This is a genomic window from Pseudorhodobacter sp. W20_MBD10_FR17, from assembly GCF_052119765.1.
Taxonomy (GTDB): Bacteria; Pseudomonadota; Alphaproteobacteria; order Rhodobacterales; family Rhodobacteraceae; genus Pseudorhodobacter.
In genome coordinates this window covers 1-25,213 of the sequence record NZ_JBGQOQ010000025.1, presented here as the reverse complement: position 1 = coordinate 25,213, position 25,213 = coordinate 1, and the positions used below count along the sequence as shown (strand labels likewise).

The following is a 25,213-nucleotide window of genomic DNA, read 5'->3' as shown; positions in this document are numbered from 1 at the left end:
CTTGCTAAATCGGCTTGGCGTGAAGGTCTTAGACAGCAGCTGCAATGTCAATTGCTGCACGTGGCGATTATTGTTAGGCCCGTTCTCGAAAAGATGGGAACCCAAGCGGGTGCTTATGCGTTTCACAATGACCCTAAAGGAATTTGCCCATGCTTCGCGCGATCTGCCTGCCCTTTGCCCTACTGTTGGCCACGACTGCCCATGCCGAAAAGGTGGGCGAAGTGGGCGTCGACTGGTTTGGTAATGACATCATAATCGAGAGCATCAGCGACCCAAAGGTGCATGGTGTCACCTGCCACTTGGCCTATTTTGATCGTGGGATTATTGACCGTCTGCAACAAGGCAACTGGTTTGAAGACCCGTCGAACACCTCTATTTCCTGTACGCAAACCGGCCCGATTACGCTGGGCGATATTGCGCGGGGCAAAGGTGGCGAGCAGGTTTTCAAAGAAAGCCGGTCGATCATTTTTAAATCAATCCGCGTGACCCGCGTGTTTGATGAGGCGAACCAAACCCTGATCTACCTCGCGCATGGCAGCGAGGTAAGCCAAGGGTCGGCCAAGACGTCGATGTCAACGATACCACTGTATCAGCCCAAGTAGTTACAGATCAAAGGTCGCAAAAACCGGCACGTGATCGCTGGGTTGTTCCCACCCGCGCACATCGCGCAAGATACGGCTGGAATGCGCAGATTTGGCGATGTCGCCGGTGGCCCAGATATGGTCCAACCGGCGACCTTTGTCGGCGGCATCCCAATCTTTGGCGCGGTAGGACCACCAGCTATACAGCAGCCCTTCGGGAATATCGGCGCGGGTGACATCATGCCAATCGCCCGCCTCCATCACTTGGTTAAAGTGCTCCACCTCAATCGGGGTGTGGCTAACGATTTTCAGCAGGGCCTTATGGCTCCACACGTCGTCTTCGCGCGGGGCGATGTTCAGATCACCAACCAAGATTGCGCGTTCAGGCTTTTCCCAGCGGAACAAATCGCGCATTTCGGTTAGGTAATCCAGCTTTTGGCCGAACTTTTCGTTCACCGCACGGTCGGGCACATCGCCGCCCGCAGGCACATAGCAATTATGGATGGTCACGCCGTTTTCCAGCCGCGCCGAAACATGCCGCGCATGGCCGAGGTTGGCAAAATCACGGTCGCCCGCATCCATCAACGGCAGCTTTGACAGGATCGCCACGCCGTTATAGCCCTTTTGCCCACGCGCGACCATGTAACGATAACCAAGCGCCTGAAACTGCTCCAACGGAATTTTCTCAACCGGGCTTTTGCATTCTTGCAAGCACAGCACATCAGGGGCCTCATCGCCCAGCAACCGCGCCACCAAACCTTCGCGCAGACGAACCGAATTGATGTTCCAAGTGGCAAGGGTGAAAGACATGGGGCGCAGCTCCTATTGCAATTTCGTGCCACCCTAGGGCGGGGGCGGGGCAGCCTCAACCCCTTTGCAGTTTGGGCCTGCGTTTAGGATGCTGGGACAAAGGGGGGGACGCGCGTTGCTTGAAAAATCAAGACGTAAAAATGACCGGGCGCAGCCCTGCTGCAACCCGGCCCAGTTCAACAGGGAGTAAGCTCAGTGGACACCAAAAAGGTTTACCAAACTTTAGCGCGACAAAGCTTTGGATTTGAACAAAAAAAGACCGGGCACAAGGCCCGGCCAAGGTCCAACAGGGAGGTTGCGCGCCATAACCCCGACGCGACAAGGGGAACTGTCTAGTTACTATACATCAAAAAACGGCAACTTGTTGAAACTTGATACCGATTTTGAGGCCAGTATGGCACCTAGGCAACAAGTCTGTAGCCACCGGACTCAGTTACCAACAAGGCAGCGTTCGAGGGATCGGCCTCAATTTTCTGGCGCAGGCGGTAAATATGGGTTTCCAGCGTGTGGGTTGTGACGCCCGCGTTATAGCCCCACACCTCATGCAGCAGCACATCACGCGCCACCACGTCAGAGGACGCACGGTACAGAAACTTAAGGATATTTGTCTCTTTTTCCGTCAACCGGATCTTCTTTTCTTTGGCATCAACCAGCATCTTTTGCGCGGGTTTAAACGTGTAAGGCCCAAGCTGGAAAACCGCGTCTTCAGATTGTTCATGCTGGCGCAGTTGCGAACGGATACGCGCCAACAACACCGGAAATTTAAACGGCTTGGTGATGTAATCATTTGCGCCGGCATCAAGACCCAGAATAGTATCGGCGTCGGTATCATGGCCGGTCAGCATTAGGATCGGGCTTTTCACACCCGCTTTGCGCATCCGGCGGCACAACTCGCGGCCATCGGTATCGGGCAAGCCCACATCAAGAATCACTAGGTCGTACAAGGCCGCCTTGGCCTTTTCCATGCCTTCAACGCCGTTCCCAGCCTCGAACACATCGAAATCTTCGGTCATAACAAGCTGCTCGCTTAGCGCTTCGCGCAGGTCTTCGTCATCGTCGACCAACAGAATTTTGCGTAACTGTGCCATTGCCTACTCCTTTTCGTTGATAAACAGATGCGCCTGCGTAACCGTTTCGGCAAGATATGCGTCAAACATCTCACGCGGACGTGTCAGTTTGGGGCGGTATGTTTCAATTTCCCGGCGCTATGGTTACATGGTGGCGGTGAAACGAGGGTTTTTATGGCGTTGGTCCTGTCGATCGTTGAGAAACTAACCCGCGCGCGGGGCGATATGCGCATGGGTGTGCCGATTCTGCTGACCGATGGCGCGGCAGCAATTCTTGTTGTGGCCGTCGAATCGCTAAGTGCCAGCCGCTTGGCCGAGCTGCGCGGGTTGGGCAAGCCTGTGCTGGCGCTGACCGTGCGGCGGGCGGAGACGCTGAAGGTACCGGCCTATGATGGCGATCTGGTGCGGCTTGCGCTGCCGGATGGGGCCGATCTGGGCTGGTTACAGGCGATGGCCGACCCTGCCGATGACTTGCGCTTTCCGATGAAAGGGCCGTTTCACAGCTTGCGCGATGGCCCTGCCGATCTGCATCGTGCGGCGATCCTGCTGGCAAAATCGGCGCCCCTGTTGCCTGCGATCATCGCCGTTTCGGTCCCGTGTGATAGCCATGACTTTGCGGCACTGACACGCCTGTCACTGTCTGCCATTCTGCCCGAGCTCAATCGAAACTCACCCCTGCACCCCGTCAGCGCCGCGCGCCTGCCGATGGCTGCGGCGGGGGTTGGCCGCGTGCATGTGCTGCGCCCCGAGGATGGCGGGCCGGAACATTACGCGATCGAAGTGGGCCGCCCAGACCGCGCGCAACCAGTCTTGGCCCGCCTACATTCCGCCTGCTTTACCGGCGATGTTTTGGGCAGCTTGAAATGCGATTGCGGTCCGCAGTTACATGCCGCCCTAACCCAGATGGGGGCCGAGGGCGCAGGCATCTTGCTGTACCTGAACCAAGAAGGGCGCGGCATCGGGCTGGCCAATAAGATGCGGGCTTATTCCCTGCAAGATCAAGGGTTTGATACGGTCGAGGCCAATCACCGTCTGGGCTTTGAGGATGACGAACGCGACTTTCGGCTTGGTGCCGATATGCTGCGGGGCCTTGGGTTTTCATCCGTGCGGCTGCTGACCAATAACCCTGCCAAGATCAAAATGATGCAGGCCATGGGCATTGAAGTGCCGGAACGGGTGCCGCTGCGGGTGGGCAAAACCGACCAAAACGCCGATTATCTGGCGACGAAAGCCGCAAAATCGGGGCATATGCTATGAGCGTGTCCGACCTTGTTTTAACCCCCACTGGCCTGTTATTTGCGGGCCGCCGCTTTGCCTGCACGATCGGGCGCGGTGGGATTTCGCGCGATAAACGCGAAGGCGATGGCGCAACGCCGGTTGGCATTCACCACATTACGGGGATGTTTTACCGGCCTGACAGGCTGCGCGGCGCGGTGCTTCCGGACTGGGCGCAGCCAATTCGCTTGGGTGATTTGTGGTCCGATGATGTGGGCGACCCCATGTATAACCAGCTGGTACGCGCGCCCCACCGGTTTAGCCATGAACACATGCGCCGCGCCGACCCTTTGTATAATTTAGTGATGACGACCGATTGGAACTGGCCCAATGCAATAGCGGGCCGTGGCTCGGCTATTTTTCTGCACCAGTGGCGGCGAATCGGGTACCCTACGGCGGGTTGCGTGGCCTTTGCCCCTGCCGATCTGCTGTGGATCGCGGCGCGGGTCAGGCTTGGGGCGCGGCTGGTGGTGAAGGCCTAAGCGCGGCGGGGGGGCTTTAGGCGTAGCTGCGCTCGCCAAAAATGGCCGACCCTACGCGGATATGGGTGGCACCAGCGGCGATTGCGGCCTCAAAATCGCTGCTCATCCCCATGGAAAGGCCGGTTAGCCCGTTATCGGCGGCGATTTTCGCGAGGGCCTGAAAATGCGGCGTGCTGTTTTCGCCTTCGGGGGGGATACACATCAGGCCGGAAATCGGCAGATCAAGGGCGCGGGCCGAGGCGATGAATTGGTCAGCCTCGGCAGGCAGAACGCCCGCTTTTTGCGGCTCGGACCCGATATTGATCTGGATAAACAGCGCGGGGCTGGTGCCGCGCGCTTGGGCGAGGTTGGCCAGTTTGGTGGCAAGCGATGGCCGGTCAAGCGTGTGGATCGCATCGAAAAGCTCAACCGCTGGCTTGGCCTTGTTGGTTTGCAGCGGCCCGATCATATGAACCTGAACAGGGCCAAATTCGGCGCGCAGATCGGGCCATTTTGCCTGTGTTTCCTGAACGTAGTTTTCGCCGAAAACCCGGTGTCCGGCCGATAAAACAGCGCGGAGCCGATCGAGCGGTTGGATTTTTGAAACCGCGATAAGCGTCACAGACGCGCTGTCGCGGCCCGCAGATTGGCAGGCAGAGATCAGGCGGGATTGGATAGCAGAGAGAGACATTTTGCGGCCTTTTTCGAGTCTGTGACAGGTTAGACCGAGGGGCACACAAAGGAAAGGGGCAGCCGAAGTAGCCGATGAACTGCGTTCGGGGAAACGCTTAACCTATTGTTTCAATATAATAGTGTTGTTTCATCACGCGGCCTTACGCCCTGCACCGACAACGGTTTGATGCGTGATAATCCATCAGGCTTTGCGGGGCGTTTTGGTGCCTTTACCAACAGCCAAACTGGCATAGCCGAATTGGGCAAGCGGATGCGCAAAAAGAAAAGAGCGGGCACAAGGCCCGCTCTTTCCGCAACATTCAAATCCGGTTGGATTAGAACGAGAAGCTTACGCCAACGTCTGCGCGAGTTTCTGTTGCGCTTGCGCCAGCTTTTGCAGCAGTACCCGAAAGGTTTTCGTCACCAACCGACTTAACGCGAGCGATACCAGCGGAAACGGTTGCGCCGCCACCCATGTTGTATGCAGCGCCAATGCCGAATGCGGACTGGTCAACAAGACCGAGACCTGCGTCAAAGTTTGCTTTCGAAGCGCCCATCGACAAAGTCAAAGCGTCCATGGTGTAAGCAGCGTTGATGCCGTATGCTTTGGCACCAAATTTAGCACCACCGACAGATTTAAGGTTAGCATCGGAGTACATAGCCGATACTTTGATGTTGTCTACGTTTACGCCACCGAACAGCGACACAACTTTAGCTGTACCCAAAGTGTCAACTTCGTGATCGCCATAGCCCAAGCCAACATAGCCTTGTCCGAAGGAGTACTTAACACCAGCTGCGTAGCTCGACTTGCCTGCGTCAGCGTGGTCAGTATTCAAACGACCGGAGATCGAAGCCGAAATTGGGCCAGTTGCGTATGTGTAGTTTACGTTGTGACCAAGGGAAGTACCTACAAGGTCGCCCAGCTCGTCGCCAACCAGAGCTTCTGCAACATCATCAACGTCCAAGCCGTCAAAACCGATGTCGGACAGGCCAGCTACTTCGTCAGCTTCTGCAACAGCGCCGAACGACAGTTTGCCGAAAGCGCCCGACATGAACACGGTTGTGTCGTCGTTGTCTACGGAACCGTTGTTGGTTACGATGTGGTTGGTGTTGAAACCAAACTGCAGGCCGCCATCGGATTCACCCGAAGCGTCGAAAGCAACGTTTGCTTTGGACAGCAGTTTTACTGTTGTCGAGCCTTCGCTGTTGTAGATCAAACCAGCTTTAGCCGAACCCGATACAGCTACTTCAGCGTGCGCGATACCAGCAGTTGCGACCAGCGCGGTTGTGGCGATAAGAATGTTTTTCATGGCTTCCCTCGTGTGTTTTTCAAAGGTTCAAAAGTGTGGCCCAACTCGGTTAAATCCAAACTGGGTATGACGCTGTAATCACCTCTTCTGACCGTGATTGCAACGATTGCGGCAGGTCTTGGTCGCAATGGGGTGGTTTGTGGTGCGTCTATGTCACAGTGCTGTCAGGCGCGGGCGGTTTTGCAGGGGATAAAGCCCCCCTGCCCCGTTATTTCGCACCTTTTATACGCTGTGCCACAGCCAGCAAACCGCAGCGCGGGGCCCGAACTGGCCATATAAGGGGTGTAACCATGGGAAAGCGCGAATCCGTGCAAGCCCGCCCCGTAGCTGAGTCGAACTTAGGGGAAAGGCCGCCGAACCAAGCGAAATTCTGGGCTATATAGAGAGTGTGGCTATATAAGGGTATTGAAAGGCCTTGTTCCAAGGGGGGCGCTAAGTTAGACACAGGTTGATAAGAACTGGGAGACCCCTATGAGCCTGCATCCTGTTTTTCGCGCGACCGTGTTTGGTGCGGCGATATTTTCACTGACTGCCTGTGGCGGCATGTTCGGCGGTGCGTCGAGTGTCGAAGAACGGCGCGCCGCGGCGCAGCTGAACAATGACACCGAGGCGCAGATGCGGGCCGATCAGGACGGTAAGGTCTTTTACCGTGCGAAAGAGCGCAAATCGATTTTTGATTTGTTCAAGAATGCGGACAATCCGAACACCACGGTAGAAGTGAACAAGTATATCTGGGCCGCGACCCTGGATATTCTGAGCTTTTTGCCGGTGCAATCGGTTGACCCGTTCACTGGGGTTATCGTCACCGGTTACGGCACGCCGCCCGGCGGTGGGCGTTCGTATCGTGCCACAGTCTTGATCCAAGACCCGGCGCTGGATGCACGCAGCCTGAAGCTGTCGTTGCAGACGCGGGGTGGCGCTTCCGTCAGCCGTGATACCCAGCGGGCCGTTGAGGATGCGATTCTGACGCGGGCGCGGCAGTTGCGAATTCAGGATAGCAAGCTTTAAGGCGATTTTGCTTTGCGGAACGGGTCCTCGCTCTGGACGTTCGTGCGGCTTGTGGGTTAACTGCGCGGGAAATCTGTTCCCGTAAAGAGGCCCGCTATGCCCTATGAACCCGCTGTAATTGAGAAGCATTGGCAAGAGGCCTGGGATAAGGCCGGCGTGTTTACCGCCGTGCGCGATGATGCCAAGCCCAAATATTATGTGCTAGAGATGTTCCCCTATCCATCGGGGCGCATTCATATGGGCCATGTGCGCAACTATACTATGGGCGATGTGGTCGCGCGGTATAAGTTGGCAAGCGGGTTTGCGGTGTTGCATCCGATGGGCTGGGATGCCTTTGGGATGCCTGCCGAAAACGCCGCTATGGACAGCAACGGCCACCCCAAAGACTGGACCTATGGCAATATCGCCGACATGCGGGGGCAGATGTTGCCCTTGGGCCTATCGATTGATTGGTCGCGTGAATTTGCGACCTGCGACCCCGAATACTACGCCCAACAGCAGGCGATGTTCATCGACATGATGGAAAAGGGTTTGGTGTACCGCAAGAATGCTGTGGTAAACTGGGACCCTGTCGATATGACCGTTCTGGCCAATGAGCAGGTTGAAGACGGCAAGGGCTGGCGCTCTGGCGCTGTGGTCGAGCGGCGTGAGCTGACGCAGTGGTTCTTTAAAATCTCTGATTATTCGGCTGAATTGCTAGAGGCGCTGGACGGGCTGAAGGATTGGCCCGAAAAGGTGCGCTTGATGCAAGCGAACTGGATCGGCAAATCGCGCGGCTTGCAGTTTGCGTTTTCCTTGGCCGAGGCCCCCGACGGGTTTGACCGGCTAGAGGTGTATACAACGCGGCCCGATACGCTGATGGGCGCTTCTTTTGCCGCCATTTCCCCCGATCATCCGCTGGCCAAGCATCTGGAACGGCACGACCCAAAGGTCGCAGCTTTTGTGGCCGAGTGCCGCAAGATTGGCACGTCTGAGGAGGCCTTGGAAAAGGCCGAAAAGCGCGGGATGGATACAGGCGTGCGTGTGCGCCATCCGTTTGATACGTCATGGGAATTGCCCGTCTACATCGCGAACTTTGTGCTGATGGAATATGGCACGGGCGCGATTTTCGGCTGCCCTGCGCATGACCCGCGCGATTTTGAATTTGCGACCAAGTATGGCTTGCCGATTCCGCCAGTGTTTGTGGCCGAGGGTGCCGAGGAAACCGCGCTGACCGAGGCCTTTGTGCCGATGAAATCGGAACCTGTCCGCTATATTCGCGGCTTTGCGGGGGCCGAGGTGCAAACCGGCGCCGATGCTGTGGATGCGGCGATCACCTTCTGCGAATCAAAGGGCGTGGGGCATGGCGTGACCAACTTCCGCCTGCGCGATTGGGGCGTTTCGCGCCAGCGCTATTGGGGTTGCCCGATTCCGGTTATCCACTGCGAGGCGTGCGGCGTTGTCCCCGAGGCCAAGGAGAACCTGCCGGTAGAGCTGCCCTATGACGTGACATTCGATATTCCCGGCAACCCGCTGGACCGTCACCCAACGTGGCGCAACTGTACCTGCCCGAAATGCGGGGCCGTGGCGCGGCGTGAAACCGATACGATGGACACGTTTGTCGATAGCTCTTGGTACTATGCCCGCTTTACCGCGCCGCATGCCGATACGCCGACGAATTTGGCCGATGCTGACTATTGGATGAACGTTGACCAGTATATCGGCGGGGTCGAACATGCGATTCTGCACCTGCTCTACAGCCGCTTCTTTGCCCGTGCGATGTTTAAGACGGGGCATTTGCCCGCCAAGGCGATTGAGCCGTTCAACGCACTGTTCACCCAAGGCATGGTAACGCATGAAACCTATGCCACCAAGGGTGCCGATGGACGCCCCATTTGGCAACTGCCTGAAAACGTAGTGAAATCCGAAGGCGGCGCAACCTTGCGCGATGGTACACCGGTTGAGGTGGGGCCAATCATCAAGATGTCAAAGTCCAAGAAAAACGTCGTCGACCCCATGAGCATTATCGCCACTTACGGTGCCGATACCGCGCGTTGGTTCGTGATGTCCGACAGCCCACCCGAGCGTGATGTCGAGTGGACAGCATCAGGTGCCGAAGCGACGGCGAAATTCCTTGGCCGCGTTAGCACACTCAGCGAGCGAATCGTCGGGATGACCGATGGCGCGGGCGAAGGTGATACCGATTTGCTGCGCGCCATGCACCGCGCGATTGAGGATGTAACCCGCGGGATTGAGGGCTTTGCCTTTAACAAAGCGATTGCCAAGCTCTATGAATTCACCAACACCTTGTCGAAATCCAAAGCGGGCAAGCCTGCGATGGTGCAGGCCATACGCACGCTGGCGCAGTTGATGAGCCCGATGGTGCCGCACCTTTCCGAAGAGATTTGGGCGCAACAAGGCGGCACTGGTTTGGTGGCCGTGGCGCCGTGGCCTTTGGCCGATGCAGCAATGTTGGTGCAAGATACTGTCACCCTGCCGATTCAGATTAACGGCAAACGGCGCGGAGAAATCAGCGTTCCGGCCGATATGCCTGCATCCGAGGTTGAAAAGATTGTGCTGGCGGATGATGCTGTGGTCAAATTCCTTGCGGGGCAACCTGTCAAGAAACTGATCGTTGTTCCGGGGCGGATTGTGAATGTGGTTATCTAAAGCTTTAATGATCTGCGTGATGACGCTTGCCGCTTGCGGCTTTACCCCGGCCTATGCGCCGGGGGGCAGTGGCATGGCCTTGCAAAACACAATTTTGGCCGCCGAACCGCATGACAAAAACGCCTTTGATTTGGTCGAGCGGCTAGAGGAACGGCTGGGCCCTTCGGACCATCCGACATACGCGCTGTCCTATACGATCACCCAAACCTCTGTTGGCGTGGGCATTACCACCGACGATGCGATCACCCGCTATAACCTGACCGGCTCTGTCGCTTGGGACCTAAAAGATGTGACCACCGGCGCGCGCCTGACGGGTGGCAAAGCTGAAACTTTCACCTCTTATTCTGCGACAGGTTCCACCGTGGCAGGTTTGTCGGCACAAGAAGATGCCTCGCAACGCTTGATGCGAATCCTTGCAGATCAGATTGTGACGCAACTGCTGGCGACATCAGGCCAGTGGGCCGCAGTGAAATGAACCTGAAGGGCCAGCAGGCGGCCAAATATTGCGCCGCACCTGACCCGAAAAAGGCCGCCTTGCTGATTTTCGGCGCCGACGCGATGCGCGTTGCGTTAAAGCGGCAAGAGGCGATTTTGGCGCTGGTTGGCCCGCAAGGTGAGGGTGAAATGCGCCTGACCCGCCTACCCTCTGGCGAATTACGCAAAGACGGCGCGGCCTTGTCGGATGCGATTAGGTCACAGGGGTTTTTTCCTGGCCCACGCGTCGCCTTTGTCGAAGAGGCGACAGATGGCATGGCACCGATCTTGGCCGCTGCCTTGCGCGAATGGCGCCCGGGGGATGCCGTGATCGTCGTGACAGCCGGAAATCTGACCGCAAAATCGGCGTTGAAAAAGGTATTTGACGATTCGGGCGATGCCGTTTGCATTGGCCTATATGATGAGCCGCCAACCCGCGAAGAGATTGAGGCCGAGTTGAAACGCGCAGGGCTGACTGCGATTTCCCCTGAAGCGATGACCGATCTTGGCATTTTGGCAAAGGCGTTGGACCCTGGAGATTTCAGGCAAACGCTGGAAAAGATTGCACTTTATCATTGGGGGGAATCGGGCGCGCTGTCTTCGGCTGATGTGGCGGCCTGCGCCCCCGGCACGATAGAGGCAGAGGTGGATGATGTCATCCACGCCGTGGCCGAGCGCGACCAACGACAGGTCGGCGCATTGATGCGGCGGCTTGAGGGGCAAGGCGTGGCCCCCGTGACGCTGTGCATCGGCGCGCTGCGGCATTTCAAGGCAATGCACGGCGCGGCCACCGATAGCGGCGGGGCGGCGAATGGCATGTTGCGGATGCGTGTGTTTGGTCCGCGCCGTGATCGGATGTTACGCCAGCTTCAAGGTTGGCGTGTTCCCGTGCTGGAATGGGCGCTTGCCGAGTTGTTGGAAACCGATCTGACGCTGCGATCGACCAGCCGCGCCCCTTCAATGGCGGTGATGGAACGCACGTTGATCCGGTTGGCGATGGCACCCAAGTGACACGTTTACGGGCGATATTGCGGGGGCTTGGCCCTGCCATTGGCCCGCCGCAACTGCGCGAGATGTTGCGCGCCTGCATTGGCGCGGGCATTGGCCTGACGCTGTGCATTTTTCTGGTACGGCTGACCCGCGTTCCGCTTACCGCTGATGGGCCAGACCCGACTTTGCTGCTGATCGCGCCCTTGGGGGCGACGACGATGCTGGCCTTTGCCGTGCCCTCCAGCCCTTTGGCGCAGCCGTGGTCGGCCTTGGTGGGCAATACGGTTTCGGCCCTTGTCGGTGTTGCGGTGATCATGACGGTGCATGAGCCTTGGCTGGCGATGGGCCTGTCGGTGACCTGCGCCATGCTGGCGATGATGCTGTTGCGCGCAACGCACCCGCCTGCCGCAGGCGTCGCACTTGGTGTGGTTTTGACGGCCGAATCGGTTCGGCCTTTGGGCTTTGGCTATGCGTTCAGCCCCGTAATGCTAGATACGGCTTTGCTGCTGCTGGTGGCTGTGGGCTATAATCAATTGACGGGGCGGGTCTATCCATTCCGCCAACCCATCGAGCATGGCCCCCGCGATGTGGGTGAGGCCGGTTTGCGCCCCGTGATGAAGGGCGCAGACCTGACCGAGATTTTGCAGCGCCTGCGGTTGGATGCCAACATTGGTGCAGGCGATTTGGCACGGCTTATCGACGCCGCGCATCAGCAAGCCGCCGAACATTTGTTTGACGGCGTCGAAACCGCGCAAATCATGTCGCATGATTTGGTGACCGTACATCCGCGCATGCCCATTAGCCAAATTGCCGGACTTTTTCAGCTGCACAAGGTGCGCACGTTTCCGGTCGTCGGGCTTGATGGAATGTTCGAAGGGCTGGTCAGCGAGGCCGATCTGGTGCGCAACCTGCACAAACCCGACGCCAAATCCGATGGTGTCGTCTCACGGCTTATCCGCGCCAGCCGTGATGTGGTCGAACCCGTGGCGGCCGATGTGATGACACGCACAGTGGGCACGGTCAGCGAGATTACACCGCTGGGCGTGCTGATTGATTTGCTGGCCGAGGGCGACCAAATGGCCGTGCCGGTGTTGGATGAAGGGCGGCTGATCGGGATTGTCAGCCGTGCCGATTTGATCGCGGCTTTGGCCAAAGCCCACCATACGGCCGTTGAATCGCCAATGAACAAAGCAGCCGCAAGCGATGGTTGAAGGCAGCGCATGGCCCTAGGCCCGACCGCCACACATTTCGACTAGGCTGTCGGCGTCATCTCACTTTAGATTTTTCACCGAAAAATCGTGCCCCTTGTGAAAACAGGCCTTTGTTGGCAAGAACAGCATTGACGCCAAAAAAGGGCCTATTGCCATGCAAGAACTGCCAGACTTCGCAAAAAACCTGCTTGAGATCATAAGACCCTTTGCCGAAACGGCCCTGCAATGGCTGGCGAGCCCTGCTGCGTGGTCACAGTTTGCGCTGTTGGCGGCGGCATTTATCCTTGCGGTTTTGCTGACGCGTCGCTTGCAACCCACGATCACAAAACTGCTAACCCCGCCCGATGCGCGTGAGGGGCTCATAGCCCAAGCGCGGCTGTTCGCCCTTGGCCTGCTGCCATTGCTTATGCCTTTGCTCGCCTACGGCTTCACCGCGATCGGCGAAGAGTTTACCCGCTCTTTGTTTGGGTCCGGCGCCGTGATTGCCTTTGGCAAGCGGGTGTTCATGTTTATTGCGGTGCGGGCGTTCGCGCGTGAGGTATTGACCGACCCGTTTTTGCGGGTGCTGGGCCGTTATGTGCTGATTCCGGTGGCCGCGCTCTATACGCTGGGCGCGCTCGACCCGATCATGCTGCGGTTAAGCGAGACAATGATCGAGCTGGGCAATATCCGCTTTTCGATGTTGTCGCTGATCCGCGGGTTGATCGCGGGCAGTTTACTATTTTGGCTGGGCGGCTGGTCAAACCGCCAGAGTGCCGAGTACATCAAAAAGCAGGATGTTCTGCGCCCTGCAACGCGGCAACTGGCCGTGAAAGCCGCCGAGATTTTGATTTTTGGCGCGGCATTCTTATTACTGATGTCGATCATGGGCATCGACCTTACGGCGGTTGCCGTTTTGGGCGGTGCTTTGGGTGTCGGCATCGGGCTGGGCCTACAACAGATCGCGGCGAACTTTGTGTCAGGTGTGATTTTGCTGATCGAGGGCCAGACCACGGTTGGCGATTATGTGGAATTGGACGGCGGCGAGGCGGGGACCATTATCAAAATGACCTCGCGTGCCTGTATTTTGGAAACCTTTGACGGCAAGTGGATCGTGGTGCCGAACGATCATTTCATCACCACGCGGGTGGTGAACTTTTCCGATCAGGGCAGTGCAAACCGCTATGACGCGTGCTTTTCGGTCAGCTATGACACCGATATCAACCGCGTGCCCGCGATCATTGAGGCGGCCGTCGAGGCCCTACCTTTCGTGCTGTCGAAACCCGATGCGCCCGATTGCGAGCTGCGCGGTTTTGGCGACAGCGGCATTGATTTTGCGATTGAATATTGGGTTTCAGGCATTGATGACGGCAAGAATAAGTACCAAAGCAAGGTGCTATTTGCCATTTGGAATGCGTTAAAAGACAACGCGATTGAGATCCCCTATCCGCACCGTGTGATAGAGTTCAAGGGCACGGTGCCAAGCCTATGATGGATGCTTTGGTCATAGGGGCCGGCCCTGCGGGGTTGATGGCAGCCGAGGCTTTGGCAGCAGCGGGGCGGCGCGTGGTCGTGGTAGATGCCAAGCCCAGCCCCGCGCGCAAGTTCCTAATGGCGGGAAAATCGGGGCTGAATATCACCCATGCAGGGCCGGATTTCATGGCGGCTTTTCCCGATTGGCTGGCACCGATGCTCGACAGTTTTGGCCCTGACGCTGTCCAAGACTGGTGCCGCGCTTTGGGGCAAGAGGTGTTTACCGGCAGCTCGGAGCGGGTGTTTCCGGTCGCGATGAAGGCCTCACCTTTGCTGCGGGCGTGGCTGCATCGGCTGGGGAATGCGGGCGTGGAGCTGCGGATGCTCTGGCGCTGGCAGGGGTTTGACGCAGGTGGGTTTGCCTTTGATACACCCGAGGGGCGCGAGGTTTTACGGCCTGCGGTGACCGTTCTGGCACTGGGCGGGGCAAGCTGGGCACGGCTGGGGTCCGATGCGGCATGGGTGCCGTGGCTGGCTGAAAAGGGCGTACAGATTGCGCCGTTTCAGCCCGCAAACATGGGGTTTCTCGTCGATTGGTCACCGCATATGGCCAAGCATTTCGGCCAGCCGGTCAAAGGGGCGGCACTGTGCCTTTCGACCGGCTTGCGTGAACGTGGAGAGTTTATTGTATCAAGCAAAGGTTTGGAGGGCGGCGGGATTTATGCCGTTAGCCGCGCTTTGCGCGAGGGGGCAAGTCTGAATCTGGACTTGCTGCCTGACCTAACGGTCGAAGCTGTGGCTGCACGCTTAAACAAGGCGCGGCGCGGCGATACCATTGCCGCACGGTTGCGCAAGCTGGGGCTGTCGCCAGTGGTTGCGGCCTTGGTGCAGGAATGGGGGCGGCCCCTGCCCGATGAGTTGGCACCGCTGCTAAAAGCATTGCCGGTGCCGCTTTTGGGGCCGCGCCCGCTGGATGAGGCGATCTCAACCGCTGGCGGCATTACGCGCGATGCGGTGACCGAGGGGCTGGCGCTGCGTGGAGTGCCCGCCGAATTTGGCCCCATTTTTGCCTGCGGCGAAATGCTGGATTGGGAGGCCCCGACGGGCGGGTATTTGCTGACAGCTTGCCTTGCGACAGGGCTTTGGGCAGGGCGGGCTGCGGCCACGTCAACATGACATGAAAAGGCGGCGCCCGTAACAGGCGCCGCACATCTGTTATTCAGGTTTTGCGTTAAACACGAAAAGCTGTTGATCCGCGATTTTATAGCCTTCGATCAATCCCTTGGCGGTGTCGCTGACCAGCCAATCCTCTAGTTTTTGGACCAGCTCGGTTTTCACATGCGGGTGCTTTACAGGGTTCACCGGCAAATAGGCGTATTGGTTGAACAGCGCGGGGTCGCCCTCAAAATCAATCGCCAGATCGGCCTTGTTGCCGAAATTCAGCCAGCTTGCGCGGTCGGCCAGAATATAGGCGTTCATGCCAGCAGCCGTGTTCAGCGCAGCCCCCATGCCTTGCCCGACCGAGCGATACCAATCGCCGCTGGGTTCGATGCCTGCGGTTGCCCACAAGGCTTGCTCCATCTTGTGGGTGCCGCTGTCATCGCCACGGCTAACAAAAGGGGTTTGCGCGGCAGCGATGGCCTTGAACGCATCAATCGCGTTGGCCGCGGCTTTGGTGGCCGCAGGGTCTGTGGCGGGGCCGACGATCACGAAATCATTATACATAATCTCGCGGCGGTGGGTGCCGTTGCCCTCGGCCAGCCATTTATCCTCGGCGGCGCGGGAATGAACCAAAACAGCATCAACATCGCCCGCAGCCCCCAGCGCCAGCGCCTGACCGGTGCCAACAACAAGCAGCTGCACCGTGATGCCGGTGTCTTTTTCGATGACTGGCAGCAGCACCTCGGCCAAGCCAGAATTGGCAAAAGAGGTGGTGACGGCCATCTTCATGTCCTCGGCCCACGCGCCTGTGCCAAAGGCCATTGCAGCTAGTAAAGCCAGTGATTTCAACATCATGGTAACAGGTCTCCTTTGATAAACGCTGCCAACTCGGGCGTGTTTGGGGTGTCTAGGATCTGGGGCGCTGCGCCGGACTCAACCAGCCGCCCCGCATAAAGGAACACAACATCATCGGCCAGCCGCCGCGCTTGGCCCAAGTTGTGCGTCGACATCACGATGCGGGTGCCAGCATCACGGGCGGCCAGCAAAATCGTCTCAATCTCACGCGTGGAACGCCCGTCAAGATTGGCGCAGGGCTCATCCAGAAACAACAATTCGGGGCCACGCACCAAGGCCCGCGCCAAGGCCAGCTTTTGCTTTTCGCCCCCCGACAGCAGTTGCGCCGGTTGGTCCAGCATGGCGGCAAGCCCCACCTGCCCTGCCGCCCCAACGGCGCGATCACGGGCAAGGCGGTGCTGCACCCCATCAAGCAGCAAGGGATAAGCAATGCAATCCACCACCGAACGGCGCATCAGAATGGGGGTTTGAAACACAAAGCTTTGGCGCGCGCGGGCCTGTTCCATCGGGGCGGACCAGTGCAGGCGCCCGTCAGAAATGCGTTCCAGCCCATGCATGGCACGCAAGAATGAGGTTTTACCCGAACCGTTTGGCCCCATCAACACGGTGATGCCCGCACCACCCAGCTGCCACGAGATCGGGCCAAGGATGCAACGCCCGCCTCGGCGCAGGCTGATGCCGTCAACAGTTAGCGGCAGGATAGAGGTTACCATCGGCTGCCTCTTTCTGTGCGCGACAGGAAATGCACGGCAAGGTTAACCAGCACCGCCAGCGCGATCAGCACAAAGCCCAAGGCCAGCGCCATGCCAAATTCACCCTTGCCGGTTTCAAGCGCAATGGCGGTGGTTAGGACGCGTGTGGCGTGGTCAATATTGCCGCCGACGATCATAATCGCGCCAACCTCGCCTATAGCACGGCCAAAACCGGCCAGCGAGGCGGTCATAAGCGCACGCCGCCCGTCCCAAAGCAGGGCCTTGATGCGCTGCGCGCGCGTGGCATTCAGGGAGATCAGCAGGTCGTGGTAATCAGCCCAAAGGTCGCGGATTGCCTGATGCGAGATAGAGGCGATAATCGGGGTGATGATGATGACCTGCGCGACAACCATCGCCGTTGGCGTAAACAGCAGCCCCAGCACCCCCAACGGGCCAGACCGCGAAAACACCACATAAACCATAAGCCCAACCACCACCGGCGGCAGGCCCATCAGCGCATTCAACGTGGCAATCACCACACGTCGTAAGCGAAAGCGGTTCACCGCAAGCCAAGCCCCCAAAGGCAAACCGATAAGCGAGGCCACAAGAGTCGCCCCAAGGCTAACCCTCAGCGACAGAGTGGCGATTTCCACCAGATCAGCATCACGGGCCGCCACCAGCTGCGCCGCTTGGGTTATGCCTTGCCAAATATCGTTCATGCCAAGGCGAGTCCAATGCGCGTTATGGGGGTGCTACCACTGCTTAGCACCCCTAAGCGCTTGTCTAAACGCAGAAAATGGGGGCGGAACGATCAAATTCGACACAGAACGTGCTTTTTCACCAAGACACCGCCGCCCCACCTGCGCGCTGTCGTTTAGCTGTGCGGACGTTTCGGCGGCTGGCTGATGCCGCCTGCGATGACACGTTCGTCCTCTTTCATTTCCAACCACATCGCGTTCATCACGGCAAAGATGGCGGCCAGCGGAAGGCCCAGGATCCAAGCAAAATACCACATGATTTTAGTCCTTTTCAGTATGAATGCGTATGTTCATCGGTGACATCGGCCTCAGTCACTTTGCCCCACAACACTTTGTAAACCCACGCCGTATACATCAGGATGATCGGCATAAAGATCGCCGCAGCCACCAGCATGATAAACAAGGTAAGGTGCGAGGAAGAGCTGTTCCACACCGTCAGCGACGAGCGCGGATCAGACGACGAGGGCATGATGAAAGGAAACATCGTCAGGCCAACGGATGAAATCATGCCAAAAATCGCCATCTTGGAAAACAGCAGGGTAGAGACCTCACGCCCGGCCCGCAGGCCAAGGAAGGCCAGCAAGCCGCCAACAACGCCCATAATCGGGGCAATCGCAATCCACGGGCGGGCGGCATAGGCGGTCAGCCAAGTCGCGGTGCGGGCCACCTCAAAATGTAACGGGTTTGATGGGCCGCTGGTGGTATAATCACCAACAATAGCAAAGCCTTGGATGCCAAATGTTAGCCATAGTCCTGCGAGGATATAGCCCGACACGGCCACCAATGCGGCGATAGACCCAATCGCACGGGCACGGGTTTGAACCGCCTTTTCGGCCTTTAGCGTCAGCCACGCGCCGCCATGCATGACCAGCATCGACAGTGACACCAGCCCCGCCAAGACAGAAAACGGGTCGAGCAGGCCGATGAATTTGGTGTACCACGCGCCTTCATAGATCGCGCGCAGATCATCGGTGAAATGGAAGGGCACGCCTTGAATAACATTGCCAACCGCCACGCCAAACAGCAGCGCGGGAATGGCACCACTGGCAAACAACGCCCAATCCCAAGCCGTGCGCCAACGCGCATCATCCCGTTTGGACCGGTATTTAAACGCCACGGGCCGCACGATAAACGCCGCCAGAATGACGAACATCGCAAGGTAAAACCCCGAGAACGACACCGAATAGAGCGGTGGCCACGCGGCGAAAATCGCACCGCCGCCAAGGATAAACCAGACTTGGTTCCCCTCCCACACCGGGCCGACCGTGTTAATCGCCACGCGACGTTCAGCATCGGTTTTGGCGACAAAGGGCAGCAGCGCACCGACGCCCATATCAAACCCGTCGGTCAGCGCAAAGCCGATCAGCAGCACGCCCAGCAGGCCCCACCAGATCACGCGCAACGCCTCATAGCTTATCAGTTCATGCAAAATCATATCGGTTACTCCGCAGGTTGGGCGATGGCATCGGCATTGCGCCGCCCCGCCAAGCGATCATGGTGACGGATATTCCAAGCCTCGGTTTCTTCGACATCTTGGAACGGGCCTTTGCGGATGTATTTCAACATCAATCCCATCTCGATGATGAACAGGATGGTGTAGAAAATCACAAATCCGGCCAGCGTCATCGCAACCTCGGTCATCGACAGCGCGCTGACGGACAAGGCTGTAGGCAAAACGCCATCGACTGTCCAAGGCTGACGTCCAAATTCGGCGACGATCCAGCCAAGTTCAGCCGCGATCCATGGCGCGGGGATCATCCACACCGCAAGATGCAAGGACCAGCGCGGAAACCGCATCCCGCGGAATGACGCGCGATAAAAGAAGTAGGACATCGTGGCGATGAAACCAAAACCAAGCGCCACCATAAAGCGGAAGGCCCAGAATAGCGGCCAAACCGTTGGCACTGTGTCGTTTGAGGCCGCTTTGATCTGTTCCTCGGTCGCGGTGCGCGGGTCATCAACGTATTTTTTCAACAGCATCGCAAAGCCGAGATCGGCGGAATGGTCCTCAAACGTGGCCATGATCGCGGGGTCTGATGCCTCACGCGCCTCACGGATATGCAGCAGCGCGTCATAGGCGATGATGCCCGAGCGGACGCGGGTTTCGGCCTCAGCCACCAAATCGTTAATGCCGGGAATCACGGTATCGAGCGAGCGGGTGCCGATAAGGCCCATCGCCCATGGAATTTTAATCGCATAATGGGTTTCGCGTGCGGTCTGATCGGGGATGCCGAACAGGTTGAACGAGGCTGGTGCAGGTTCCGTTTCCCACATCGATTCAATCGCGGCGAGCTTCATTTTCTGGCTGTGGCTGGCGTTATAGCCGCTCTCATCGCCCAGCAGCACGACCGAAAACGCCGAGGCCAAACCGAACGCCGCAGCAACGGTGATCGACCGCCGCGCCAGTTCAACATGGCGGCCCCGCAGCAAATACCACGCCGACACGCCCAGCACAAAGACCGAGGCAGTCACATAGCCCGCGCTAACGGTATGCACGAATTTCGCCTGTGCCACCTCATTGAACAGCACGGCGAAAAAGTCGGTCATCTCCATCCGCATGGTCATCGGGTTAAACGCGGCGCCCACGGGGTTTTGCATCCAGCCATTGGCGATCAGAATCCACAGCGCCGAAAAGTTCGACCCGATAGCGACAAGCCATGCCACGGTAAGGTGCGCGACTTTGCTAAGCTTATCCCAGCCAAAGAAGAACAGGCCGACAAAGGTCGCCTCAAGAAAGAACGCCATCAGCCCTTCCATCGCCAAGGGGGCGCCGAAAATATCACCGACATATTGGCTGAAATAGCTCCAGTTCATGCCGAACTGAAATTCCATTGTAATGCCTGTCGCGACACCAAGGGCAAAGTTAATGCCAAACAGCATGCCCCAAAACTTGGTCATCTGCCGCCAGATCGGGCGGTTGGTCATAACATAGACCGTCTCCATGATCGCGACGAGGATCGACAAACCCAAGGTCAGCGGCACAAAGAGGAAGTGATACATGACTGTCACTGCAAATTGCAGGCGTGACAGCTCAACGATACCGAATTCCATATCTTAAACTCCGGTTATTCGGGGCACGTTTGCCCCCAAAAGCACAAATTCATAATATTCTATGTATGTCAGCGCCGGCCGGTGGCCTTTGATTCAAATCAATAACAGGCCAATAACTGGCATCTTTGATGTAACTTATGTGGGAGCATCGCCCAACTGGCCCTACGGCATATGGTCGAACCCAGCCCGAGTGACCCCGACAGAATTGCATAGACGTCATTGAAATTTTGCATAACAGCCCGTGCAGTCAGCAAATCGCTGCGCAACAGGGCGGCAAGGAAAATGGTGTCCGCGGCGGGATTCGAACCCACGGCCCCAGGATTCATACCACTTCGGCTTTCACCGCCGCCCTTTCGGGCGTTCGTGGTCTGGACTGTCCCTTCACCTTTGGCTTTTGGCCTTTAGGTGCTGCCCTACCAGTCTCTACACCTTCCCCGTTTCAGGGGCTTGGCTCGGGATTGGCAAGGTGCAAGCGCACCGTAGCGTTCCCCGAATTTGAGCAGATCCGTTGTGCCGTTTCCAAACACAACGCCCAATTTTGAACTAGGAATCCTGTGCTCTATCCTGCTGAGCTACGCAGACGCATTTTCCTTATCCGCTTCTTACACGCGTCCTTGGTACACGGCAACCGCTTCTCGCGGGGCGGCCGTGTAAGCATTGGAAACGCCTCGCCCTTAAAAATGCGTAGGCCCGCCATTTGCTATCCAAACGCCGGGCCAAGTCATGTTCAAAGGCAGTGCCGCCTTGGGAAAAGGTTAGCTGCGGCCCTTCCAAGGTACCAAAACCCGTTCGACCCAGCGCATCAGCACGTCGATGCCAAAGCCGATCACTCCAATCAGGATAATCCCCATCAGAACGATGTCGGTTAGCTGGAATTTAGAGGCAACCATGATCATCATCCCGGCACCTTGCGAGGCCGCAACCAACTCGGCCGCAACAACCGTACCCCAGCAGACCCCCATCGCAACCCGCGCGCCGGTAAAGATTTCGGGCAACGAATTTGGCACAATAACATGCCGCAGAATCTGCACTTTGCTGGCGCCAAGCGAATAGGCCGCGTGAACCTTGGTAATGTTCACCCCCGAAACGCCTGCCCGTGCCGAAATCGCCATGATCCAAAGCGAGGCAAGGAACAACAGGATGATCTTGCCAGTTTCACCAATACCAAACCAGATAATCACCAGCGGGATCAAGGCAAGCGGCGGAACCGGGCGCATAAACTCTACGATCGGCTCAAACCAACCACGGAACCAGTTGCTCAGGCCCATTGCATAGCCAAGGGGAATGCCGACAATCGCGCCAAAGACAAAGCCGGCGATGACGCGGAACAACGAATAGCCAAGATGTTCCCACAGGCTGCTGCCGCGATACTCGCCTTTGGCAATCTCAATCATGCGAACCACCACCGCTTCGGGTGACGGCAACCAGATTGGCTCCATCTGCAAACCGCTGGGTGGGGTAAAGCTGATGGCACCTTTATCGGTCAAGGCGAAACGCCCAGCAGCGGTGTTGATCGCTGTGTCTGGCCCGATGCTAACCCCATCAATCGCGACAACCTTTGCGCCGTCGGCGCGCTTAACCTCATCATTGGCATCAAATAAGATCGTGGTGCTGCGCGATGCATTCATCGCCAGCCCGTCATCTTTGGCAAAACCGGTGCCGGGCTCGACCACGGGGTCAACCAGCTTGTCCCCGAAAGGCACAACGCTGACATGCACCGTAGCATCGTCTTTCGCGCCCGAGGCATCTTGCAACGTATAGGTAAATGACGTGTCGCCGGTGAAGGGGCCGGGCGCATGCAAAAAGCTTGGTACCATCGACGAACCAGTGAACGCCGCCCAGATCAGAAAGATCGTCAGAACCGAGATTGCCGAGGCAAAGCGATTCGCCTCAACCGCGCTTTCATCGCCGAAGGTCACGGTTTTACGGGCTGTCATGCCAGTTGCGCTGTGGTGAACCAGCTTGCGCACCAGAAAGAACGAAGCCACAAAAATGGCAACATAGACCAAAAGGATCAAAAGACCGATCATTGTGCAGCCTCCGAACGACCCATGATTTCTTCTTCCATGTCCCAGATCATCCCTAATATTTCCTCGCGCATTTTAATATAGTCTGGCTCTTTTTTCACCGCGCGCAGGTCCGATTTAACGCCCATTTCAGCAAAGGGCAGGCGATATTCTTTGTGAATCCGGCCGGGGCGCGGGGCCATAACCAACAGACGCTCGCCCAAAAGCAGCGCCTCTTCGACCGAGTGGGTGATTAGGATGATGGTCGTGCCGGTTTCTTTCCACAGCTTCAGCACAAGGCCCTGCATTTTTTCACGGGTCAGCGCATCAAGCGCGCCCAGCGGTTCGTCCATCAAGATCACATCGGGGTTGTTGGCAAGGCAACGGGCAAGCGCCACACGCTGCTGCATCCCGCCCGACAATTCAAAAATTGCCTTATCTGCAAAGGCCGCAAGACCGGTGACGCGAATAAGGTGGTCAACCTGATCTTTCCACTGCGCTTCCTTTTGGCCGCGCATCCGTGGGCCAAAGCTGACATTTTCGCGCACGTTCATCCACTCAAACAGCGCACCTTGCTGGAACACCATGCCACGCTCGGCGTCGGGGCCAGTGACAACGTGGCCATTCATTTCAATCGTCCCATCGGTGGGCGCAAGAAAACCGGCGACAATGTTCAACAACGTGGTTTTGCCACAACCCGAAGGGCCAAGCACGCTTAACAACTCACCGGGTTTGATATCCAGCGACACGTTCTGAAGCGCCTGAACCGAGCTGCCGTTCGGCAAATCGAACCGCATAGAGATATTTTTTATGGATAGTCCTGACATGACCTGCGGTTTCCGTTCGTACCAAGGTTTTGCGGCCCTTCGTACCCGAAAAGGCCCATTATCGAAAAGGGGCGGCAGGTTTGCTCTGCCGCCCGGATTGCGATCGTTACATCTTGCCTGCAGCAGCCAGTGGGCCGGTGTTGACAGTGCTTTCATAGCTATCCAACGCAGCGCCGATGCTGCCAGCTTGGATAAAGACGTCGGCAACGCCCTTCATGAACGTCTGGGCATTGCCGCCCAACCATTTTGACGACAACTGTTCTTCGATTGTTGGAAAGGTAAAGGTCGACATGGTTTCGGCAGTCGCGGCTTCTTCCATGCCAGCATCTTTGGCAATCACTGGCAGCATCGTCGCGTGGTTTGCCGGATCGGCCCACATTGCGTTGGCATCAGCCGTTACCTTCAGGAATTTGGCAACCAGATCGCCATTTTCGCTGACCCAGCCAGCAGGGCCAGACGTAACGTCAAACACCAAGATGCCAAGCTCTGTCTTTTCTGCGCCCGTCAACAGCACGTTGCCGCTTTCCAGCGCACGGCGTAGCGAACCGCCCCAACCGCAGAACATATCAACCGAGCCTTGTGCGAAGGCAGCAGCACCGTCTGGCGGATCCATATCGACAACTTCCAATGTGCCGACATCAACGCCAAAATGCTCCATCTGCTTCAAAAAGCTGTAATGCGCGCCGGTTCCCAATGGAACGGCGACCTTCTTGCCAGCCAGTTCCGCTACGTTAGTCTTGTCGATCTCTAGGGCAGAACGCACAACGCAGTTATCGTTTTCGGCATAGTTGACGGCCACGTCCAACATCTGAAGATCTTGGCCAGCGCTGGTCGCAACCACGAATGGCGGCAAACCTTGGCTAACCGAAAGCTGCACATCGCCCGAGGCCATCGCCGCAGACATCTTCACGCCGCTTTCAAAGCTAACCCAGTTTACGTCGACGCCCATTTCTTTTTCATAGGTGCCCATCTGTTTGGCGTATTCAAACGGCATCGGCCATTCCAAGAAATAGCCCACAGTGATGCTTTCAGCCATCGCCTGCGTCCCGCCCAAAAGGGCTGCGCTGGTCGACAAAACTGCCACAGCGTGCTTCACCAATTTATGTGTCATTGTATTCTCCCTGTTACTATCTGGTCATTATAATCGCGACCTTTCGTCGCTCTGGGGAACGACTTGACCTTATCACGCAAGCTACGACTTCGTTTGTCCAACGAATCTCGGCACCCGCAAGAAAAACGAATTATAGCTCCGAAAAACTCGAACCATGTCGGAGTGCTGCATGAATTCCGCGCGCTCGCGCTTTATCTTTGCGCGGGCCACAAACCGGATCTTGCGAACGACTTCCTCGGAAAGCCGGGGCTGTACCTTCAACGACGGGCAAGGACGGGCACATCTTCGGCTTTGATCCGCCGCTAGGCGGCAAAAGCGACATGCAGCGACACGGTCAGATCATCCAGTACAGGGGCTGGAGACCCTGAATATAAGGCGCAGTAGCAAATAAGCGTCAAGCGCTTTAGAGCCTGACGGCCTGCAGCCACGAACTCGCGTAAATCAATGTATTCCAGTCGAACGTAGAGTGATTGAAAAAGGTTATCCGCACAGCGCATCGGTTGGGCCCGCTAGCGCCGGCCTATTAACCTTGGAAAAGACGGATAATGTTCCTATTTCGGCGCGGTCATTTGCGCGGCCTTTGGCTGTGGTCCGACAAACAGGCAGTTTTTGCCCGTTTGTCGGAAATGTTACCCAATTATAATCGCGGTCCTGTTTCGGTTGGATTGCCCCGCGGACAGTCAGGCGACGGGGCCGATATGCTGGCGCTTGTTGGAAGTGCGGTCGATCAATCGCTGTCCTTACCGTAATGGCCGTATTCGCCGTAATAGCCATACCGCCGTGTCTCGCGCT

Annotated in this window: 23 protein-coding genes; 10 read left to right on the top strand and 13 right to left on the bottom strand. The window is 57.5% G+C overall.

From position 1 onward, the window contains the following. Positions 1–149: 149 nt before the first annotated feature. Positions 150–602 carry a CreA family protein gene (locus ACEN2J_RS15490; protein ID WP_442107011.1) on the top strand — a complete coding sequence of 151 codons (453 nt, stop codon included), beginning with the start codon at positions 150–152 and terminating at the stop codon, positions 600–602. Here the strand turns inward: ACEN2J_RS15490 and ACEN2J_RS15485 are convergent, their stop codons facing one another. Continuing rightward, positions 603–1,391: an exodeoxyribonuclease III gene (locus ACEN2J_RS15485; RefSeq protein WP_442107010.1), complete on the bottom strand. Its 789-nt coding sequence runs from the start codon at positions 1,389–1,391 to the stop codon at positions 603–605. A 401-nt stretch (positions 1,392–1,792) separates the two neighbouring features. Beyond that, complete coding sequence (locus ACEN2J_RS15480; protein WP_442107009.1) at positions 1,793–2,479, bottom strand: response regulator transcription factor; 687 nt, start codon at positions 2,477–2,479, stop codon at positions 1,793–1,795. 153 nt (positions 2,480–2,632) lie between these two features. Between ACEN2J_RS15480 and ribA the strand changes: the two genes are divergently transcribed. Together ribA and ACEN2J_RS15470 are read left to right on the top strand one after the other, a co-directional pair. Next, positions 2,633–3,715, top strand: coding sequence for a GTP cyclohydrolase II (gene ribA, locus ACEN2J_RS15475; RefSeq protein WP_442107008.1), 1,083 nt, complete (start codon positions 2,633–2,635; stop codon positions 3,713–3,715). Then, a complete protein-coding gene (locus ACEN2J_RS15470) occupies positions 3,712–4,215 on the top strand; it encodes a L,D-transpeptidase family protein (RefSeq protein WP_442107007.1) in 504 nt (167 codons plus the stop codon). Before ribA ends, ACEN2J_RS15470 begins: the two co-directional genes overlap by 4 nt. A gap of 16 nt (positions 4,216–4,231) precedes the next feature. On the opposite strand, the gene ACEN2J_RS15465 is transcribed toward ACEN2J_RS15470, so the two are convergent. Both ACEN2J_RS15465 and ACEN2J_RS15460 read right to left on the bottom strand, forming a co-directional pair. Next, positions 4,232–4,885 carry a YggS family pyridoxal phosphate-dependent enzyme gene (locus tag ACEN2J_RS15465; protein ID WP_442107006.1) on the bottom strand — a complete coding sequence of 218 codons (654 nt, stop codon included), beginning with the start codon at positions 4,883–4,885 and terminating at the stop codon, positions 4,232–4,234. Positions 4,886–5,201: 316 nt separating this feature from the next. Beyond that, the gene (locus ACEN2J_RS15460) at positions 5,202–6,176 is read right to left on the bottom strand and encodes a porin (protein WP_442107005.1); all 975 of its coding nucleotides are present in this window, start codon (positions 6,174–6,176) and stop codon (positions 5,202–5,204) included. Between the two features lie 471 nt (positions 6,177–6,647). On the opposite strand from ACEN2J_RS15460, the gene ACEN2J_RS15455 reads away from it, so the two are divergent. From ACEN2J_RS15455 to ACEN2J_RS15425, 7 genes are all read left to right on the top strand, one after another. After that, on the top strand, positions 6,648–7,184 hold the full coding sequence (locus ACEN2J_RS15455; protein WP_442107004.1) for a DUF3576 domain-containing protein: 537 nt from the start codon (positions 6,648–6,650) through the stop codon (positions 7,182–7,184). Positions 7,185–7,280: 96 nt separating this feature from the next. Continuing rightward, a complete protein-coding gene (gene leuS, locus ACEN2J_RS15450) occupies positions 7,281–9,833 on the top strand; it encodes a leucine--tRNA ligase (protein WP_442107003.1) in 2,553 nt (850 codons plus the stop codon). 19 nt (positions 9,834–9,852) lie between these two features. Beyond that, entirely contained in the window at positions 9,853–10,308 is a 456-nt protein-coding gene (gene lptE, locus ACEN2J_RS15445; protein WP_442107002.1) for an LPS assembly lipoprotein LptE, read from the top strand. Continuing rightward, entirely contained in the window at positions 10,305–11,318 is a 1,014-nt protein-coding gene (gene holA / locus ACEN2J_RS15440) for a DNA polymerase III subunit delta (RefSeq protein ID WP_442107001.1), read from the top strand. The genes lptE and holA overlap by 4 nt, the downstream gene beginning before the upstream one ends. Further along, positions 11,315–12,508, top strand: coding sequence for an HPP family protein (locus tag ACEN2J_RS15435; RefSeq protein ID WP_442107000.1), 1,194 nt, complete (start codon positions 11,315–11,317; stop codon positions 12,506–12,508). Before holA ends, ACEN2J_RS15435 begins: the two co-directional genes overlap by 4 nt. Before the next feature lie 154 nt (positions 12,509–12,662). Next, positions 12,663–13,979, top strand: coding sequence for a mechanosensitive ion channel family protein (locus ACEN2J_RS15430; RefSeq protein WP_442106999.1), 1,317 nt, complete (start codon positions 12,663–12,665; stop codon positions 13,977–13,979). Further along, the gene (locus ACEN2J_RS15425; RefSeq protein WP_442107040.1) at positions 13,979–15,136 is read left to right on the top strand and encodes a TIGR03862 family flavoprotein; all 1,158 of its coding nucleotides are present in this window, start codon (positions 13,979–13,981) and stop codon (positions 15,134–15,136) included. The genes ACEN2J_RS15430 and ACEN2J_RS15425 overlap by 1 nt, the downstream gene beginning before the upstream one ends. Before the next feature lie 39 nt (positions 15,137–15,175). Here the strand turns inward: ACEN2J_RS15425 and ACEN2J_RS15420 are convergent, their stop codons facing one another. From ACEN2J_RS15420 to ACEN2J_RS15380, 9 genes are all read right to left on the bottom strand, one after another. Next, complete coding sequence (locus ACEN2J_RS15420; RefSeq protein WP_442107039.1) at positions 15,176–15,973, bottom strand: substrate-binding domain-containing protein; 798 nt, start codon at positions 15,971–15,973, stop codon at positions 15,176–15,178. Next, positions 15,973–16,689 carry an ATP-binding cassette domain-containing protein gene (locus tag ACEN2J_RS15415; RefSeq protein WP_442106998.1) on the bottom strand — a complete coding sequence of 239 codons (717 nt, stop codon included), beginning with the start codon at positions 16,687–16,689 and terminating at the stop codon, positions 15,973–15,975. Before ACEN2J_RS15415 ends, ACEN2J_RS15420 begins: the two co-directional genes overlap by 1 nt. Further along, on the bottom strand, positions 16,683–17,387 hold the full coding sequence (locus tag ACEN2J_RS15410; protein ID WP_442106997.1) for an ABC transporter permease: 705 nt from the start codon (positions 17,385–17,387) through the stop codon (positions 16,683–16,685). Before ACEN2J_RS15410 ends, ACEN2J_RS15415 begins: the two co-directional genes overlap by 7 nt. Positions 17,388–17,542: 155 nt before the next feature. After that, on the bottom strand, positions 17,543–17,683 hold the full coding sequence (gene cydX, locus ACEN2J_RS15405) for a cytochrome bd-I oxidase subunit CydX (protein WP_442106996.1): 141 nt from the start codon (positions 17,681–17,683) through the stop codon (positions 17,543–17,545). A 14-nt stretch (positions 17,684–17,697) separates the two neighbouring features. Beyond that, complete coding sequence (cydB, locus tag ACEN2J_RS15400) at positions 17,698–18,861, bottom strand: cytochrome d ubiquinol oxidase subunit II (RefSeq protein ID WP_442106995.1); 1,164 nt, start codon at positions 18,859–18,861, stop codon at positions 17,698–17,700. A 5-nt stretch (positions 18,862–18,866) separates the two neighbouring features. Beyond that, the gene (locus ACEN2J_RS15395) at positions 18,867–20,477 is read right to left on the bottom strand and encodes a cytochrome ubiquinol oxidase subunit I (RefSeq protein WP_442106994.1); all 1,611 of its coding nucleotides are present in this window, start codon (positions 20,475–20,477) and stop codon (positions 18,867–18,869) included. 755 nt (positions 20,478–21,232) lie between these two features. After that, on the bottom strand, positions 21,233–22,507 hold the full coding sequence (locus tag ACEN2J_RS15390; protein ID WP_442106993.1) for an ABC transporter permease subunit: 1,275 nt from the start codon (positions 22,505–22,507) through the stop codon (positions 21,233–21,235). After that, positions 22,504–23,310, bottom strand: coding sequence for a taurine ABC transporter ATP-binding protein (locus ACEN2J_RS15385; RefSeq protein WP_442106992.1), 807 nt, complete (start codon positions 23,308–23,310; stop codon positions 22,504–22,506). The genes ACEN2J_RS15390 and ACEN2J_RS15385 overlap by 4 nt, the downstream gene beginning before the upstream one ends. Before the next feature lie 106 nt (positions 23,311–23,416). After that, a complete protein-coding gene (locus tag ACEN2J_RS15380) occupies positions 23,417–24,346 on the bottom strand; it encodes a taurine ABC transporter substrate-binding protein (protein ID WP_442107038.1) in 930 nt (309 codons plus the stop codon). Positions 24,347–25,213: the final 867 nt, after the last annotated feature.